At 64.8% G+C, this 15,404-nt stretch carries 16 protein-coding genes and 1 pseudogene; 8 read left to right on the top strand and 9 right to left on the bottom strand.

The features are described 5' to 3' along the window. Nucleotides 1–40 precede the first annotated feature (40 nt). Nucleotides 41–361: pseudogene (locus tag G566_RS15810) on the top strand (DUF2155 domain-containing protein); the annotation flags it as partial. Between the two features lie 35 nt (nt 362–396). On the opposite strand, the gene aat reads toward G566_RS15810, so the two are convergent. The 4 genes from aat to aroQ form a co-directional block, all read right to left on the bottom strand. Continuing rightward, nucleotides 397–1,050, bottom strand: coding sequence for a leucyl/phenylalanyl-tRNA--protein transferase (gene aat / locus G566_RS0108430; protein ID WP_029131439.1), 654 nt, complete (start codon nt 1,048–1,050; stop codon nt 397–399). Nucleotides 1,051–1,127: 77 nt separating this feature from the next. Further along, a complete protein-coding gene (accC, locus tag G566_RS0108435; RefSeq protein WP_022680236.1) occupies nt 1,128–2,492 on the bottom strand; it encodes an acetyl-CoA carboxylase biotin carboxylase subunit in 1,365 nt (454 codons plus the stop codon). 10 nt (nt 2,493–2,502) lie between these two features. Then, entirely contained in the window at nt 2,503–3,015 is a 513-nt protein-coding gene (gene accB / locus G566_RS0108440; RefSeq protein ID WP_022680237.1) for an acetyl-CoA carboxylase biotin carboxyl carrier protein, read from the bottom strand. A 35-nt stretch (nt 3,016–3,050) separates the two neighbouring features. After that, a complete protein-coding gene (gene aroQ / locus G566_RS0108445; RefSeq protein WP_022680238.1) occupies nt 3,051–3,497 on the bottom strand; it encodes a type II 3-dehydroquinate dehydratase in 447 nt (148 codons plus the stop codon). Between the two features lie 96 nt (nt 3,498–3,593). Between aroQ and G566_RS13960 the strand changes: the two genes are divergently transcribed. From G566_RS13960 to dapE, 3 genes are read left to right on the top strand one after another with little or no spacing between them, the layout of a single operon-like run. Continuing rightward, nucleotides 3,594–4,283, top strand: a complete 690-nt coding sequence (locus tag G566_RS13960) for a glutathione S-transferase (RefSeq protein WP_051136006.1) — start codon at nt 3,594–3,596, stop codon at nt 4,281–4,283. Next, nucleotides 4,280–4,990: a DUF1499 domain-containing protein gene (locus tag G566_RS0108455; protein WP_022680240.1), complete on the top strand. Its 711-nt coding sequence runs from the start codon at nt 4,280–4,282 to the stop codon at nt 4,988–4,990. Before G566_RS13960 ends, G566_RS0108455 begins: the two co-directional genes overlap by 4 nt. Continuing rightward, nucleotides 4,990–6,135 (top strand): succinyl-diaminopimelate desuccinylase, encoded by a 1,146-nt coding sequence (gene dapE / locus G566_RS0108460; RefSeq protein WP_022680241.1) that lies wholly within the window; start codon nt 4,990–4,992, stop codon nt 6,133–6,135. The genes G566_RS0108455 and dapE overlap by 1 nt, the downstream gene beginning before the upstream one ends. On the opposite strand, the gene G566_RS13965 is transcribed toward dapE, so the two are convergent. From G566_RS13965 to G566_RS0108485, 5 genes are all read right to left on the bottom strand, one after another. Next, complete coding sequence (locus G566_RS13965; RefSeq protein ID WP_040605519.1) at nt 6,132–7,694, bottom strand: peroxidase family protein; 1,563 nt, start codon at nt 7,692–7,694, stop codon at nt 6,132–6,134. The genes dapE and G566_RS13965 overlap by 4 nt on opposite strands. A 68-nt stretch (nt 7,695–7,762) precedes the next feature. Then, nucleotides 7,763–8,494 carry a hypothetical protein gene (locus tag G566_RS14805; protein ID WP_022680243.1) on the bottom strand — a complete coding sequence of 244 codons (732 nt, stop codon included), beginning with the start codon at nt 8,492–8,494 and terminating at the stop codon, nt 7,763–7,765. Further along, on the bottom strand, nt 8,495–9,682 hold the full coding sequence (locus G566_RS0108475; protein ID WP_022680244.1) for a toxic anion resistance protein: 1,188 nt from the start codon (nt 9,680–9,682) through the stop codon (nt 8,495–8,497). Between the two features lie 108 nt (nt 9,683–9,790). Then, entirely contained in the window at nt 9,791–10,948 is a 1,158-nt protein-coding gene (locus G566_RS0108480) for an aromatic ring-hydroxylating oxygenase subunit alpha (RefSeq protein WP_022680245.1), read from the bottom strand. A gap of 37 nt (nt 10,949–10,985) precedes the next feature. Then, a complete protein-coding gene (locus G566_RS0108485; protein WP_022680246.1) occupies nt 10,986–11,378 on the bottom strand; it encodes a hypothetical protein in 393 nt (130 codons plus the stop codon). A gap of 159 nt (nt 11,379–11,537) precedes the next feature. On the opposite strand from G566_RS0108485, the gene G566_RS0108490 reads away from it, so the two are divergent. The 4 genes from G566_RS0108490 (at nt 11,538) to G566_RS0108505 (ending at nt 15,362) form a co-directional block, all read left to right on the top strand. Further along, on the top strand, nt 11,538–12,848 hold the full coding sequence (locus G566_RS0108490) for an AmpG family muropeptide MFS transporter (protein ID WP_022680247.1): 1,311 nt from the start codon (nt 11,538–11,540) through the stop codon (nt 12,846–12,848). An 84-nt stretch (nt 12,849–12,932) separates the two neighbouring features. Beyond that, nucleotides 12,933–13,772, top strand: a complete 840-nt coding sequence (locus G566_RS0108495; protein WP_207789918.1) for a GNAT family N-acetyltransferase — start codon at nt 12,933–12,935, stop codon at nt 13,770–13,772. Nucleotides 13,773–13,810: 38 nt separating this feature from the next. Beyond that, nucleotides 13,811–14,698, top strand: coding sequence for a c-type cytochrome (locus tag G566_RS0108500; RefSeq protein WP_022680249.1), 888 nt, complete (start codon nt 13,811–13,813; stop codon nt 14,696–14,698). A 10-nt stretch (nt 14,699–14,708) separates the two neighbouring features. Then, nucleotides 14,709–15,362, top strand: a complete 654-nt coding sequence (locus tag G566_RS0108505; protein ID WP_022680250.1) for a DsbA family oxidoreductase — start codon at nt 14,709–14,711, stop codon at nt 15,360–15,362. Nucleotides 15,363–15,404: the final 42 nt, after the last annotated feature.

Consider the following 15,404-nt stretch of genomic DNA (forward strand, 5'->3'; position numbering starts at 1 on the left):
AGCGTTGGCGCTGGTCGCCGGCCTGATTGCGGGCGTTGCAATGGCGCAGGAAGCGCCGCCGGCCGCAGCGCCCGCCGCTGCACCACCCCCGGCCAAACCCGCCGCGCCGCGCGTCGCACAAGTCACCCCGGTCAAGGAGCGCGTGCTGGTCGTCGGCGCGCTGGCAAAGCGCACCGGCGAGACGCGCTTCCTCACCCTGAAGCCCGGGCAGTTCATCGATTTCGCCGGCATCCGCATCACGGCGCGCACCTGCGAGACGACGCCGCCGTGGGAATGGCCGAAATTGCAGGGCGCCTTCCTGCAGGTCGATGAGCGGCTGGCCGGGCAGGTGAAACGCGTGTTTTCCGGCTGGCTCTATGCCGAAAGCCCCAGCCTGAATGTCATGCAGCACCCGCGCTATGATGTCTGGCTCAAGAGCTGCACGATGCGCTTTCCCGACGGGCCTGCGCCGCGCACCGTGCCTTCATCGCCGGCGAAGAAATCGCCCGCCGCGCCCGAAAGCGCTGCTGCCAGCCTGCCGCGATAATCCTTCGCCGTTATTTCCACTGCGCCGAACCCGGCCAGATGGCTGGTGAGAAACTGCGTATCAAGCAGCCGGAACCCGCCCAGCCGCAGCCGCGTCACAAGGGCGGCTAGGCAGCATTTGCTGGCATCGCGAACCCGGGTGAACATCGATTCGCCAAAGAACGCCGCGCCCAGCCGCACGCCATAGAGACCGCCAGCCAGCTCGCCATCGCTGGTCCACGCCTCCACGCTGTGCGCCTGGCCGCGTTCGTGCAGCGCCACATAGGCTTCGGCAATCAGTGGGTTGATCCACGTTTCGCTGCGGCCCGGCGCCGGTTCGGCACAGCCTTCCAGCACGGCGGCAAAGGCGCGATCGGCGGTGAAGCGGAAGCGTTGCTGCTTCAACGTCTTGGCCAGGCTTTTCGGCAGGTGAAACGCGTTCAGCGGCAGCACGCCCCGGCGGCGCGGCTCCACCCAGAACACATCGGTGCTGTCGGCACGTTCGGCCATCGGGAAGATGCCGCTGGCATAGGCGCGCAGCAGCATATCCGGATCGAGCCGATGGGTGAGCGGACGGGTCACGGGTTCAACATGCCCCGATCAGGCCCGCCCGAAAAGGAGCTTCAACCGGCCGCCGTCTCTTCGGCCGCCTTTTTGGCCAGCCAGCGTTCCAGCCACTTGATCGAATAATCGCCGTTCTGGAAATCCGGATCCTCGATCAGCGCCTGGTGCAGCGGGATCGTGGTCTTCGGGCCGTGGATGACGAATTCTTCCAACGCGCGGCGCAAGCGCATCAGGCACTCATCACGGTTGGCACCGTACACGATCAGCTTGGCGATCAGCGAATCATAATAAGGCGGGATGCGATAGCCGTCATACAGCGCCGAATCGACCCGCACGTGCAGGCCGCCGGGCTGGTGGAAATCGGTAACCCGGCCCGGTGACGGCGCAAACGTCTTCGAATCTTCGGCGTTGATCCTGCATTCGATGGCGTGGCCTTCGAATTTCACCTCGTCCTGGGTGACCGACAGCGGCAGGCCGGCAGCAACGCGGATCTGCTCGCGAACCAGATCAAGCCCGGTGATGGCTTCGGTAACGGGATGTTCCACCTGCAGGCGGGTGTTCATCTCGATGAAGAAGAACTCGCCGTTTTCCCAAAGGAATTCGATGGTGCCGGCGCCGCGATATTTCAGCTTGGAAATCGCTTCACGCACCACTTCGCCCATGCGCGCCCGCTCGGCGGCGTTGAGCGCCGGCGAAGGGGCTTCTTCCAGCACCTTCTGGTGGCGGCGCTGCAACGAACAATCGCGTTCGCCCAGATGGACGGCGCCGCCATGGCCATCGCCAAACACCTGGAATTCGATGTGGCGCGGCTCGGAAAGATACTTCTCGATATAGACGGTGTCGTCGCCAAAGGCGGCCTTGGCCTCGGATTTGGCCTGGCTCACCAGCGAGGGCAGGCTGGCGGCATCGGGGATCACCTTCATGCCACGGCCGCCGCCGCCCGAAGCGGCCTTCACCAGCACCGGGTAACCGATGATTTCGGCCACCGCGAGCGCTTCTTCCATGGTTTCGATCGGGCCATCGCTGCCCGGCACCAGCGGCAAACCCAGCAGGGCAGCGGTGCGCTTGGCTTCAACCTTGTCGCCCATCTTGCGGATATGTTCCGGATCCGGGCCGATCCAGGTGATGCGATGTTCCTGCACGATTTCGGCAAAACGCGCGTTTTCGGACAGGAAACCATAGCCGGGGTGGATGGCATCGGCCTGGGCAATTTCTGCCGCCGAAATGATCGCCGGGATGTTCAGATAGCTGTCCGTCGCCGACGGCGGGCCAATGCAGATGGCTTCATCGGCCAACCGCACGTGCATGGCATCAGCGTCGGCGGTGGAGTGCACCGCCACGGTTCGGATACCCATTTCGCGGCAGGCACGGTGGACGCGCAGCGCGATTTCGCCCCGGTTGGCGATCAGGACCTTCTTGAACATCGGCGCCGGCTTACTCAATAATCACCAGCGGCTGGTCATATTCCACCGGCTGCTCATTGTTCACCAAGATGGCCTTCACCACGCCGGCCTTGGGCGCGGTGATCGGGTTCATCACCTTCATGGCTTCGATGATCAGCAGCGTGGCGCCGGCGGCGACGGTGGCACCTTCGGTGATGAAGGCCGGCGCACCCGGTTCCGGGGTGAGATAGGCTGTGCCGACGATCGGCGATTTTACCAAGCCGGGGTGGTTGCGCACGTCATCGCCACCAGAGGGTGCAGAAGCCGTGGCAGCCGCAGCCGGCGGCGGTGCGGGCCAGCCGCCCGCCGGCGGGGCCGGAGCGTAACTGGCAGGGCCAGCGGCCATGGTGACAGCGGCCGCAGTGCGGGCGACGCGGATGGTCCGATCCCCGTCCTTCACTTCGATTTCGGTCAGATTGCTGGCGTCCAGCAGTTCGGCCAGTTCACGCACCAGGCCGGTATCGACCACGATTCCCCCAACCACTGAAGTTTTGCTGTCAGACATGATGGTCCCGTCTCTTGCCCCCAATGAAGCCCGGCTTACTGCCGTAAAGCAGCCGCCGCGTCCAGCGCCAGCGTGTAAGACGCCGCGCCGAAGCCCGAAATCGTGCCTTTCGCCGCACGTGCCACAAAGCTGGTGTGGCGAAATTCCTCGCGCGCGTGGGGATTGGAAAGATGCACCTCGATCACCGGCACGGCGATGCCCTTGATCGCATCGTGAATGGCGACCGACGTGTGGGTGAGCGCCCCTGCGTTCAGCAGCACCGCCAGCGCACCGCGCGCACCGGCTTCGTGCAGCCAATCGACGATATGGCCTTCATGGTTGGACTGGCGGACATCGAGCGCTAGGCCCAGCGCGGCGGCCTGCGCTTCCAGCCGCTCGGCAATATCATCCAGCGTGTCATGGCCATAGATATGCGGTTCGCGGCTGCCCAGCAGGTTCAGGTTGGGGCCGTTCAGCACCATCACGAGTGGTTGGTCGGTCATCACCCATCAAAACCATGAACCGCGCCAATTGCCAAGCGCGGCTTGCTCCCCGCCGCGGATTGGGCGATGCTGCAAGGCAACAAAGGGGGCCAACCCATGAAGATCATAATCGGCAATCGCACCTATTCCAGCTGGTCTCTGCGCGGCTGGCTGGCCGCCAAACAGTCGCTGCTGCCGTTCGAAACCGAACTGCGGGTGATGGATTCGCCCGAGTGGATCAGCGGCGAAGCCAAGGCCGACATGCCATCGGGCAAGGTGCCGGTACTGTGGGATCATGGCGAAGCGATCTGGGATTCGATGGCGATCCTGATGTACCTGGCTGACAAGGCCGGGCACGACCGCTTCTGGCCGCGCGACATGCACGCGCGTGGCCTCGCCTATGCGATGTGCGCCGAAATGCATTCGGGCTTTGCCCCGCTGCGCAGCGCCTGCCCGATGGATCTGCAGCATCATGCACCAGGCTTCGTGGCCGCTGCCGACGTGCTGGCCGACGTGCGCCGCCTCGAAAGCCTGTGGGAAGAAGCGCTCACACGCTTCGGCGAAGAAACCGGTGAGCCGTGGCTCTTCGGCCGTTTTGGCGCGGCTGACATCATGTTTGCCCCCACCTGCACCCGGATCAACACCTATCATCTGCCGGTCAGCGCCAGGATCCAAGCCTATATCGATCGCGTGCTGGCCCACCCGTTCATGGTGGAGTGGCGCGACGAGGCGATGAAAGAGGATTTCCCCTTCACCCGCTATCCCATCCCCGGCAAGATCAAGATCACAGCGGAGACGCGCGCATGAACCCCGCCAACATTGCCCGTGCCACGCTGGTGGCCGCCGTGCTGATGCTGGCCGCCGGGCCACTGCACCGCTTTGGCGTGATCGGCTGGCAAGCCTCCTTGGGGCTGTTCGTGGCCGCCGCGCTGCTGGCCGGCATCGGCGCCTGCTGGTGCCTGTATCAACTGCTGCGCCGGCGTGGCGGCACCGTGACAGTGATTGCGGCGGCGGCCGGTTTTGCCGCTGTTGCCGTGCCGATCGCCGTGGTGATCAACGCCGGAGACAAGCCGCCGATCAACGATATCAGCACCGATACCACCACCCCGCCGCCGTTCCAGGCCATCGATGCCACCCTGCGCGGCGCTGATGCCAGCCCAATCGAGTACAACCCGGCCTTCGCCCCGCAACAGGAACGCGCCTATCCCGATGTGCGTCCGCTCGATCTGCCGGTTGAACAGGGCAAGGCCTTCGATGTGGCGTTGGCCGCCTGCGAAAAGGATTGGCAGATCATCCTGGCCGATCGCGCCGCCGGCCGCATCGAAGCGGTGGAACGCAGCCTGTGGTGGGGCTATCGCGATGATATCGTCATCCGCCTCACCGCCACGCCCACCGGCACCCGCGTCGATATGCGCTCCAAGTCGCGCGTCGGCGAAAGCGATCTCGGCGCCAACGCGCGGCGCATTGCCGCCTATCTTGACCGGGTGGCCACGGAAATGCGCAAAGCCGGGTGATGAACGCACCTGATCCTGTTGCCCTCACCCAAGACCTGATCCGCTGTCCCAGCGTCACGCCGGCCGATGAAGGCGCGCTGGACGTGCTGGAACGGGCGCTGGCCGGGCTGGGCTTTGCCTGCACCCGCCTGCCCTTCGGCCACGAACCCGATGGCCCGGTGGATAATCTCTTCGCCACGCTGGCCGGGGGGCCCGGCCCGCATTTCGCCTTTGCCGGCCACAGCGACGTGGTGCCGGCTGGCGATCTGGCTGGTTGGAGCGAGGATCCGTTTGCCGCCGAAGTGAAAGATGGCTTCATCGTCGGCCGCGGCGCTGCCGACATGAAGGGCGCATTGGCTGCCATGATCGCCGCCACCGCCCGTCATCTTGGCCGTGGGCCGCTGGTGGGCCGCCTCAGCTTCATCATCACCGGCGACGAGGAAGGCCCTGCCACCTTCGGCACCACCATGATGCTGGACTGGATGGAAGCCCACGGCCTGGTGCCCGATCTCTGCCTTGTTGGCGAACCGACGTCGCAGCAAGAGCTGGGCGACATGATGAAGATCGGCCGGCGCGGCAGCCTCAACGCGTGGATCACCGTGAACGGCGCGCAGGGCCATGTCGGCTACCCGCACATGGCGGACAACCCGATCACGCGGCTGGTGGCCATCGTGGCTGAACTGAAAGCGCGGGTGCTGGACGAAGGCAACGACTGGTTCCAGGCCTCCAACCTTGAAATCACCGATCTGGCGGTCGGCAATCCCGCCACCAACCTGATCCCGGCCCAGGCCCGCGCCCGGCTCAACATCCGGTTCAACAATGAGCACACAGGCGCGTCCCTCTCCGAATGGATTCGCGCCGCCGTTGCCGCCCATGCGCCGGCGTCGCACGTCGAGATCAAGATTTCCGGCGAGGCCTTCCTCACCGAACCCGGCGCGCTGTCCTCTCTGGTCAGCGCTGCGATCACCGATGTCACCGGCCTCACGCCCGATCTCTCCACCACTGGCGGCACATCGGATGCCCGCTTCATCCGCCGCCTGTGCCCGGTGGTCGAATTCGGCCTGCCCGGCCAGAGCATGCACAAGGTGGACGAGCACGCCGCCGTCGCCGACGTGACCGGGCTGACGTCGATCTACGAGGCCGTGCTGGCGCGGGCGCTGGCCTAAGCCCGCTTCCACTCCTTGCGGGTCATCCCGACAAACGCATTGCCCAGCCCCTTGGCGTTGCGATCAACAATATCGCTCAGGCGCTTGGTCTGTTCGATCACGGCGATGCCCTCTTCGGTGAAGGCCAGCCGCTTGTTGGCCGGGTTGCCCCACACATGTTCGGACAATAGCGGGTTGGTCAGCGCCTGGGAAAAGGCGTCCATCGCCACCATGGATGACACGAGTTCGGGCAGCGGCCCGTTCTTCTCAACCCGCTCGGCAAACAGGCCGATATAATATTCGACATTGTTCACGTCGCCATACAGGCCCTCCAGCCGCTTCGCCAAGGCCGACAGCCGCGCCTGTTCGGCCGGCGTGTCGCTGCTGCCCACGATGGCGGCAAAGTTGCGCGCCGGTTCCATGCCCATTACCAGGCGATAATCATTGTAACTGGCGACATTGTTGATCCGCGCCTGATTGATGGCGCCGGTTTCGGCAAACATCATGAAGCTGGCGGCATTTTCCAGGCCCAGCGTGGCGGTCCGGTTGGCCGAGGTGTTAACGAAGCTCTGCGCCAGCCCGCTGCCGATCAGCAGGCTGTTGTTGAGCAGGGTGGAATTGCCCGGATGCGCCTTGTCCCCCCAGGTGACATTTTCCATCACCAGCCCGTGCCAGCGATAGAGCAGGCTGAATTCCACTGTCATCCAGTTGGGCCGGTTCCACTTCGCCCGCCACGCCACCTTGGGATCGGCCTGCAGCGGAAATTCGGTGGTGTTGATATGGTTGATATATTCTTCCACCACGATCTTGATGAACATCACGATCACGATGTTGCGCGCGGTTTCGAACAGGCGATCATCATCCCACGTCGGGTTCTTCGCCGCCAGCTGGCCTGCCAGCCGGTTGTGTTCGCGCAGGAACAGCGTGTTCATCATCGCCGTCTGCGGCACGGCGTTGACCCGGTCCCCACCCACTGCAAACAGCGTCGCCTTGCCGGCCGGCGTGACGTTCTTCAGGCCCAGCGGCAGATCGAGAATGGCAAATTCCGGCTTCACATTGCCATCGGCGCCAAACAGGAAGGGCGAGAATTCCTCGCCGTTGATCACCTGGCTTTTCAGCCGGCCACCGGTGCCGGCCCGCAGCGCCCGCGTCTGCGCTTCGGTGCGACCGTAGAGCGGCGACAGATCAATCTCGTGGTTCGATGTCGTGCGGCGCCGATCTTCCTTGTCATCATCATTGTGCAGCATGGTGCGGATGAAGCCATCGGTGAGATATTGCGCAAAGGCCGGGAACAGCCCGGTGGATTTCGGGCACAGCCGCTGGTTGACGCCGGGCGGCCGCGCAAACAGCGCCGCGGTGGCCTGCAATGGCGGCCGGCTGGTGCCGATGCCCTGTCCGGTCGTGGGCTTGGCCGGCAGCAGCCGCGCGTTGTAGGTGCGATCGGTGAGACCGGACCAGCTGATATAATCATGTTTGGTGGACCACGGGTGCGGCCGGTTGCGGCACACATTCACCGTGCGGTCGATGACAAGGCGATTAACCTCGTCATCCAGATCAAGCGCATTCAGCGCCTTGGTCACAATCGACAATAAAGATATGGCCGTAGCTCCCCCCGGAAGGATACGACCCTGACCATGAGGCTAGCAGGTCAGCGCCCGCTTGTCATGCCGCCTGATTGACCTTCGTTGTAGCGCGCTTCCAGGAACTTGCCCTGCACGCGCAGGCCGTCGCGGTCGCTTTCAGCCAGCGTGGCCGAGGCACGGGCGAGTTCGGCTTCCACCGTTTTCAGGCCATCCACCACCGTGGCTTCCGGCGTGCGGCCGTCGTGCTCCACCAGGCCGGTGCGTTGCAGCGGCGGGATGCGGGTATAACGGTCCACCAGTTCGGGGAGATGATTGCCAAGCAGACGGCCAATGTCCTGCGCCACCGGATGATCGGCCGGCACACGTGCCAACTGTTTTTCCAGCGCCGCCAGTTGCACGGCGATGCCATCCAGTTGCGGCGCAGCGAGGCGCGGCAGCTGTTTGCGCTGGCGATCGAGGAACGCCTCGGTGATGGCCGGAAGTTCGGCGGGCGGCGCCTTGTCGATATCATCAACGTCCGGGCCACCGACGGGCAGCAGCATGCCGGCAATGCCCGCCATCGGCAGCAGCAGGAACGAGACAATGAACAGCCCGATACCCATGCCGCCCGCCGTCCAGCCATAGACGATCAGCGCCGCCAGCATCGCGGCAAACGCCGCCATACCGCGCGTGACTCTTGTGGCCATGTTGGCCTTGCGCTTTTCCCAACGCCGGCTGCGCGCCATCTGCATGGCTTCGGCCCGCGCCAGGCGGCGGCGGCGGACTTCAGCTTCGTCGAACGGTGCGCCGCTTGCCATTTACGTGAGCGCGGTCAGGTTGTTCTGTGGCCCGGCGATCTGGGCTTCGGCCTGGCCCTGCGCGCGCGCCACATAGGCGCGGCTCTTCTCAACCTCGACACTCAGCGTGTCGACCGTGGTCTTCATCGCTTCCAGCGACTTCATCTTGAACGTGTCGATGGCGTCCATCGTCTGATAGACATTCTGGAACGCGCGCTGCAGCGTTTCGACCGGAATGGTGCTGGCCGCGGCCTGTTCGTGGATCATCGCCGTGTTGGATTTCAGCAGTTCGCCGGTCGAATCGATGATACCCGCCGTGGTGGTGTTCAGCTGGGTGATCTGTTCCAGCACCAATTTCTGATTGGTCATGGCTTCGGCCACCGTCACCGCGGTGCGCAGCGCCGAAACAGTGGTCGTGCTGGCGCGGTCCACGCCCTTCATCAGCTCGACATTGTTCTTCTTGACCAGATCAAGCGCCAGATAACCCTGCACCGAAACGGCCAGCTGCGTCAGCAGATCCTGCGTGCGCTGCCGCACATAGAACAGCGCATTTTCGCGGATCGCCTTGGCCTTGGCCGGATCAACGACATCAAGCTCGGTCGCGCGCTCTTCCAATTTCTCGTCGAGCACCTTGGACATGTGGACCATCTGTTCCAGCTTGCCCATCGCGTCCCACAGCTTGGCGCGCTCGTCCTCGATGCTGATATTGTCCTTCAACAGCTCGTCCTTGCCGCTTTTCAGCGCGCCCAGAATGGCGTTGATGTTGGTCTGCGCGCTCTTGTAGCTGTCGAAGTACGACCGCAGCTTGTTGCCGCCCACCGGGATGAGGCCAAACAGCTTCTTGCGGCCGGTCAGCTTGCCGGATTTGCCGGGATCGAGATCCTCGACGATCTTGCGCAACTGCACCAGATCGGCGCCGATGCCGGTTTCCTTATTGAGCGCGCGCGTCGGCCGATCGAGAAAACGGTTGGACTGGGCGGCGGCGCGCGCAATCTCTGTGGCGCCCAGATTGGCCAGCGCATCGACCTTCTTGCCGAATTCCGGGCTGGCGGCATCGGTGGCGATCAGCTCATCGATGAAGCTTTCCACCTTGGCTTCCAGCTGGGCCTTTTCCTGATCCTTCAGCGGCACCAGGCCGGCGGCTTTCGCAGGCGCAATGGCGCTCACCGCCACTGGGGGTTCCAGCTTGATCGCGACTTCTTCCGACATGCCTGTCCTCACCTTTTGTGGTCGCAGCTTATCAGCACCGCGACGGCCTGCCTACTGTGTTAGGATTGCGACACGCTTTTGCAAGGGGTGGCCGCGGGAAATCGCCGCTTATTCGGCCATCAGCCCGGCAAGCGTGTCGTGGAACGTGCCAATGCCCTGTTCCAGCCCGCCGATCAGCAAATGATCGACCGCGCCGGATTTCAGCCCTTCGTGGCCCAGCGCGGCGGCGCGGAAATCTTCCGAACCGAACACCGCGCCATCCAGCAGCACCCAGCTTTTCGCCCAGTGCCGCTCCGCCTTCTCGTCCTTGGGCGGTTCGGGGATCAGCATGAAATCCTCCACCCAAGTCTCGTCTATGCCGCGCGGCATCACCACCATGATGTTGATATAATCCGGGCTGGCCACGATCACCGTGCCGGGGGTGAGATTGTACGTGAAGGTCATCGTGCGCCGCAGGTCGCGCATGTCGTCAAGGTCCATGCCCTCCAGCGCCGACAGACGCGCCACGGCGGAGCGCGAATGCGGCCCGATGCGATCACCCGTGGTCACGCCATCCTGGAAATAGGGCGCGATGGTGGACGCGTGCAGGCGCAGCACATGATAGCTTTCGGCAAAGGCATCCATGATCAGCTTCCAGTTCGCCGCCACCTTGTGCGTGCGCCGGGCATATAGATGCTGATCACCAAACCCAATGGCATCGAAATCCGCCGCGAGCGGCCCCGCCGCCAGGCTGAAATCCGGCGGCGCATCGCGATCCAGGCCCACCCAGATCAACCCGCCGGCCTCCAGGCTCGGCATCTCGACAAGATTGCGCGTGTTCTTGTCCAGCCCCGCGAACGTCTCCGGCCGCGGCAGGCCTTTCAACGTGCCATCAGTGCCATAGCTCCACGCGTGATAGGGGCAGACAAGCGCGGGTGATTTCACCAGCTCGCAGCCCTCCACCAGCCGCGTGCCGCGATGCCGGCACACGTTCATGAACACCCGCGCCACACCCTTGCCGTCGCGCGCAATCAGCAGCGGCAGGCCGAACCCATCATGCGGCACCGCCATGTTGGGCTGAGGGAGCAAGGCCGACGGCGCGATCACCACCGGCAGCCGCTTGAAGACATGGCTCCATTCGCGGGCGAAATGATCGGGGCAGGTATAGGCGCTGGCCGGGATTTCCCGCATCACGCCGCTGGCCGGCTTGCCCGCCGCCGCCGGAACGCCGGCCGCCAGCGCCCGCTGGCCTGGCGTCGGACGGCGCGGTTTGAAGGCAATATCCATGGCGCGGATGGTGACTCCGTTCCGCCGGCAGCGGAAGCTAGTTTTTCAAACCGGCCTTTTCGTAATCAATGCCGAGCTGTTCCAGGTACGACTTGTACTTCTTCGGATCGAAGTAATATTTTTCCATCTGCGGGCGCATATTCGCCATCAGATCGGCATTGAGATGGATGGCCGGCTGATCCTCGGGGCCGAGCAGTGGCGCATAACGCTCGGTCTTGAACTGCACCTGTTGCTGCCAGGCCTTGGCGCCGGCCACCAGTTCCGGTGTCGTCATCAGATCGAGCAATGTCATTGCCGCCACCTTGGCACCAACAACGGCGCCCTTATGGGCAATCGGCGTCGCCATCGCCGTGGCCGCCATGATGTTGTGATAGGAAATGCCAGGCACGTTGGAGGGATAGACGATGGTGATGGTCGGGACCGTCCACATGATGTCGCCGATATCATCCGATCCGCCGTCGCGATCGCTATTGGGCTTTTCAGGCGACCACAGTTTCGGGCCGTCGCTGGCGAGCGGGTGCGGCTGCCGCCACGCTGAAAGGCGGCCTGCCCATTGACAGGCCGCCCGCCGCCGCCATGGTGCCGGCCCATGATCACCACGCCCAACCGCTCGCTCCTCGCTGCCATCAAACCCTATTTCGAAGCCGGGCCCTTGGGCGCGCTGGCGCTCGGCATGGCATCGGGCACGCCCTATGCGATGATCGCCGCCACGCTCACCACGCGGCTGGCGGAAAGCGGCATCGAAAAGAAATCGGTGACGGCCTTCGGGCTGGCGCTGCTGGTCTACAGCTTCAAGCCGCTGTGGGCGCCGCTGATCGATCGGGTGCGCATCCCCGTGCTGGCCAATCTCATCGGCCAGCGCCGGGCCTGGCTGGTCGTCTCGGTCATCATGGCCAGTGCCGCCATCACCTGGCTCGGGCTGCTCGATCCCACCGCCGATCTGGCGCTGTTTGCCGCCGCTGCTGTTGCCGTGGGCTTTGCTGGCGCAACGCTGGATATCGTGATTGACGCCATCCGCATCGAATGGCTGCGGGTGGACCAAATGGGGGCAGGCTCTGGCATGACCCAATATGGCTGGCGCATGGGCAGTTATCTGGCGGGCGCCGGGGCGCTGCTGCTGGCGGCGGGCGGCAGCTGGGCGCTGGCCTATGCGTCGGCGGTGTTGCTGTTTGCGCCGTCGTTGATCGCCGCTGCCGTGCTGGGCGAACCGCAACGCCCGCCGGCGCTGCAATCGGGCAAGGGGCTGAGCGCGGCCATCACGGACAGCATCATCGCGCCGCTGGCAGATTTTCTCACCCGCAAAGGTGCCTGGATCGTGCTGGCCTTCGTGCTGGCCCACAAGATCGGCGATACCGTCTGCCAGCTATCGGTGCGGCTGTTCTACAATGATCTGGGCTTCACCAAGGAAGAAGTCGCCTTCTATGATGTGTCGCTGGGCCTGTTCGGCTATCTGGCCGGCGTATTTCTGGGCGGCCTGATCTACAAGCGTGTCGGGCTGGCAGGATCGGTGTTCCTGTCGCTTATCCTGATGGGCGTATCCAACGCCGCTTATGCCGGGCTCGCCATTAGCGGCCACGATGTGTGGGCGCTGGCGCTGGTGCAGGGCTTTGAAAATCTCGCCAGCGGCATCGGCGGCGTAACCGTGGGGGCCTGGCTGGCGCTGCTGTGTGACCGCCGCTTCACCGCCACGCAGTTCGCGCTGTTGTCCTCCGCCGCCGCCATCCTGGGCCGCGCCTTTTCGTCGGGCACGGCCGGCGCGCTGATCGAAAGCCTGGGCTATGTCGATTTCTACTGGCTCACCACGGTGCTGGCGCTTCCCGGCGTGCTGATCTTCCTGTGGCTGTGGCGCGCCGGGCTGGTGGTGGCCGATGACACGGTTGAGACTGCAACAGGCGCGTAACCCAGCCGCAACGCGCCTGTCATCTTGCGGCCACACCATTGTCATACAGCTGCGCTATCGCCCACAAAACCAGCGGAGCCGATGATGACCCTTGCCCTCGCGCGTGCCACCGAACTGCCCGCCGCCCTGCTCGCCCACGCCGCGCCGATCCACCGGGCTGGCTTGCTGGAAGTTCGGCTTGCCGCCAGCGAAGCCGAAATCATCGCCGCCCAGGCGCTTCGCTACGCCATTTTCTATGATGAAATGGGCGCGCTGCCGACGCCGGCGATGGCCCGCGCCCGCCGCGACATCGATGCCTATGACATGGTGTGCGATCATCTGCTGGTGATCGATCATGCCAATGCGCTGCGCCCGCGCGTTGTCGGCACCTATCGGCTGCTGCGGCAGGACGTGGCCATGGCCAACGGCGGCTTCTATTCGGCGGGCGAGTTCGACCTGTCCGCCCTGATCGCCCAATCGGCGCCGGGTCGGCAACTGCTCGAACTGGGCCGCAGCTGCGTCGCGCCGGAATGGCGTACCAGCGCCACCATTTCGCTGCTGTGGCGCGGCATTGCCACTTATCTGGCCCAGCACGGCATCGGCCATCTGTTTGGCTGCGCTTCGCTGCACGGCGCCGATGAAACGCTTCACCTGGCCGAACTGTCGTGGCTGTATCACAACCATCTCGCGCCGCCGTCGCTGCGGGCCAGCGCGCTGCCGCCGCACCGGGTGGAGATGAACCGGCTCGACGCCGCCGCCATCGACGGCCGCGCCGCTTCCCGCGCGCTGCCGCCGCTGCTGAAGGGCTATCTGCGCGTTGGCGCCATGGTGGGTGATGGCGGCTTCGTCGATCGTCAGTTCAACACGGTGGATGTGTTCGTGGTGATGCCGGTTGATCGCATCACCAGCCGCTATGCCGAACGCTTTGGCGCCGCCAACGATTGAGAGTTTCCCAGCGGCCTCGCCTGCGCTAGCCATGGCGCATGCGCTGGCGCTTTCCCCTTCTGGCTGTGGCGGCCCTCGCCGGCATCGCTGCGGCTGATCTGGCCACCCCGCCGCCCGAAGCCGCCATCCCCGCCGGGCCCGATGGCGATGCCATCAGGCGCGGGCTGGCCATCATCTCTGATACGCGCGCTGCCGCACCCCAATATGCCGGCAATGATCTGCGCTGCGCCAATTGCCACCTCGATGCCGGCCGCACCGCCGGCGCTGCGCCCTTGTGGGCCGCGTTCGGCAATTTCCCGGTTTGGCGCGACAAGAACCGCCGCATGAATAGCTTTGAAAAGCGCGTGCAGGATTGTTTCATCTACTCGATCAACGGCACGCCGCCGCCGCTGGGCGGCGAGGTTCTGCTGGCGGTGAGCGCCTATGCCGGTTGGCTGGCGCAGGGCCAGCCTATCGGCGTTTCCCCGCCGGGGCGCGGCTTCCCCGCCGTCGCAGCCCCAACGCTGCCGCCCAATGATGCGCGCGGAAAGGCCGTCTTCACCGGAGTCTGCGCCGCCTGCCACGGCGAAGACGGGCAGGGCCTGAAGGATGGCGACACCATCATCAACCCGCCGCTATGGGGCAAGGCCAGCTACAACTGGGGCGCCGGCATGGCGCAGGTGGACAAGGCCGCCGCCTTCATCCGCGCCAACATGCCGGTGGGCAACGCCGGCACGCTTTCCGTGCAGCAGGCCTGGGATGTCGCCTGGTATATCGACGGCCAGACCCGCCCGCAGGACCCGCGCTTTGCCGGTGATCTTGCCGCCACCCGCGCCGAACACCACAACCGGCAGTGGAGCCGTTACGCCACCACAGTCGCCGGCCAGATACTGGGCGACCCCGCCACAACCCCACCACACCACGTGCCGCCCGGCCACGATTTCTGAGGAGCCGCCCATGAGCACCCCGCTTCGCATCGATTTCGTTTCCGATATCGTCTGCCCCTGGTGCGTGATTGGCCTGAAATCCCTGGAACAGGCGCTGGCCGAACTGGGCGACGACGTGGCACCTGACTGGCATTTCCACCCGTTCGAACTCAACCCGCAGATGCCGCCGGAAGGCGAAAACAGCGCCGATCACATCGCCCGCAAATATGGCCGCCCGCCCGAAGAGGGCGCGGCCGCCCGCAGCCACATCAAGTCCATGGGCGAAAACCTCGGCTTCACCTTCAAGGGCGGACCGGATTCAATGATCTGGAACACCTTCGATTGCCACCGCCTCCTGTACTGGGCCGAAAGGGCCGGGAAGGCCCACGCCCTGAAAATGGCCCTGTTCGAAGCCCATTTCACGCGCGCCGAACCGCTCAACAACGCCGAAACCCTGATCCGCGCTGCTGTCTCCGCTGGCCTCGATGCCAACGCCGCCCGCGACGTGCTGGACAGCGACCGCTACGCCGACGACGTGCGCGCCGCCGAAGCCTGGTGGCGCGACGAGCAGGACATCACCGCCGTGCCGGCCATCATCTTCAACGGCAAATACGCCATCATGGGCGGCCAGCCACCGGCGACCTTCGTGAAGGTGATCCGGCGGATTCTGGCTGACGAAGTCTAAAGGGCCTCCTGCGGGCAGGGTCGCAGACCCTACACCCGTTCG

The sequence above is a fragment of the Sandarakinorhabdus limnophila DSM 17366 genome (genome assembly GCF_000420765.1).
GTDB classification, from domain to species: Bacteria; Pseudomonadota; Alphaproteobacteria; order Sphingomonadales; family Sphingomonadaceae; genus Sandarakinorhabdus; species Sandarakinorhabdus limnophila.

What these genes read in the sequence shown, in the direction of transcription:
- accB (WP_022680237.1), bottom strand. Translation starts at nt 3,015, where the DNA reads ATGTCTGACAGCAAAACTTCAGTGGTTGGGGGAATCGTGGTCGATACC.
- G566_RS0108490 (WP_022680247.1), top strand. Translation starts at nt 11,538, where the DNA reads ATGATCACCACGCCCAACCGCTCGCTCCTCGCTGCCATCAAACCCTAT.
- accC (WP_022680236.1), bottom strand. Translation starts at nt 2,492, where the DNA reads ATGTTCAAGAAGGTCCTGATCGCCAACCGGGGCGAAATCGCGCTGCGC.
- G566_RS0108495 (WP_207789918.1), top strand. Translation starts at nt 12,933, where the DNA reads ATGACCCTTGCCCTCGCGCGTGCCACCGAACTGCCCGCCGCCCTGCTC.
- G566_RS0108485 (WP_022680246.1), bottom strand. Translation starts at nt 11,378, where the DNA reads ATGTGGACGGTCCCGACCATCACCATCGTCTATCCCTCCAACGTGCCT.
- G566_RS14805 (WP_022680243.1), bottom strand. Translation starts at nt 8,494, where the DNA reads ATGGCAAGCGGCGCACCGTTCGACGAAGCTGAAGTCCGCCGCCGCCGC.
- G566_RS13960 (WP_051136006.1), top strand. Translation starts at nt 3,594, where the DNA reads ATGAAGATCATAATCGGCAATCGCACCTATTCCAGCTGGTCTCTGCGC.
- G566_RS0108475 (WP_022680244.1), bottom strand. Translation starts at nt 9,682, where the DNA reads ATGTCGGAAGAAGTCGCGATCAAGCTGGAACCCCCAGTGGCGGTGAGC.
- G566_RS0108455 (WP_022680240.1), top strand. Translation starts at nt 4,280, where the DNA reads ATGAACCCCGCCAACATTGCCCGTGCCACGCTGGTGGCCGCCGTGCTG.
- aroQ (WP_022680238.1), bottom strand. Translation starts at nt 3,497, where the DNA reads ATGACCGACCAACCACTCGTGATGGTGCTGAACGGCCCCAACCTGAAC.
- G566_RS0108480 (WP_022680245.1), bottom strand. Translation starts at nt 10,948, where the DNA reads ATGGATATTGCCTTCAAACCGCGCCGTCCGACGCCAGGCCAGCGGGCG.
- aat (WP_029131439.1), bottom strand. Translation starts at nt 1,050, where the DNA reads ATGCTGCTGCGCGCCTATGCCAGCGGCATCTTCCCGATGGCCGAACGT.
- G566_RS0108500 (WP_022680249.1), top strand. Translation starts at nt 13,811, where the DNA reads ATGCGCTGGCGCTTTCCCCTTCTGGCTGTGGCGGCCCTCGCCGGCATC.
- dapE (WP_022680241.1), top strand. Translation starts at nt 4,990, where the DNA reads ATGAACGCACCTGATCCTGTTGCCCTCACCCAAGACCTGATCCGCTGT.
- G566_RS0108505 (WP_022680250.1), top strand. Translation starts at nt 14,709, where the DNA reads ATGAGCACCCCGCTTCGCATCGATTTCGTTTCCGATATCGTCTGCCCC.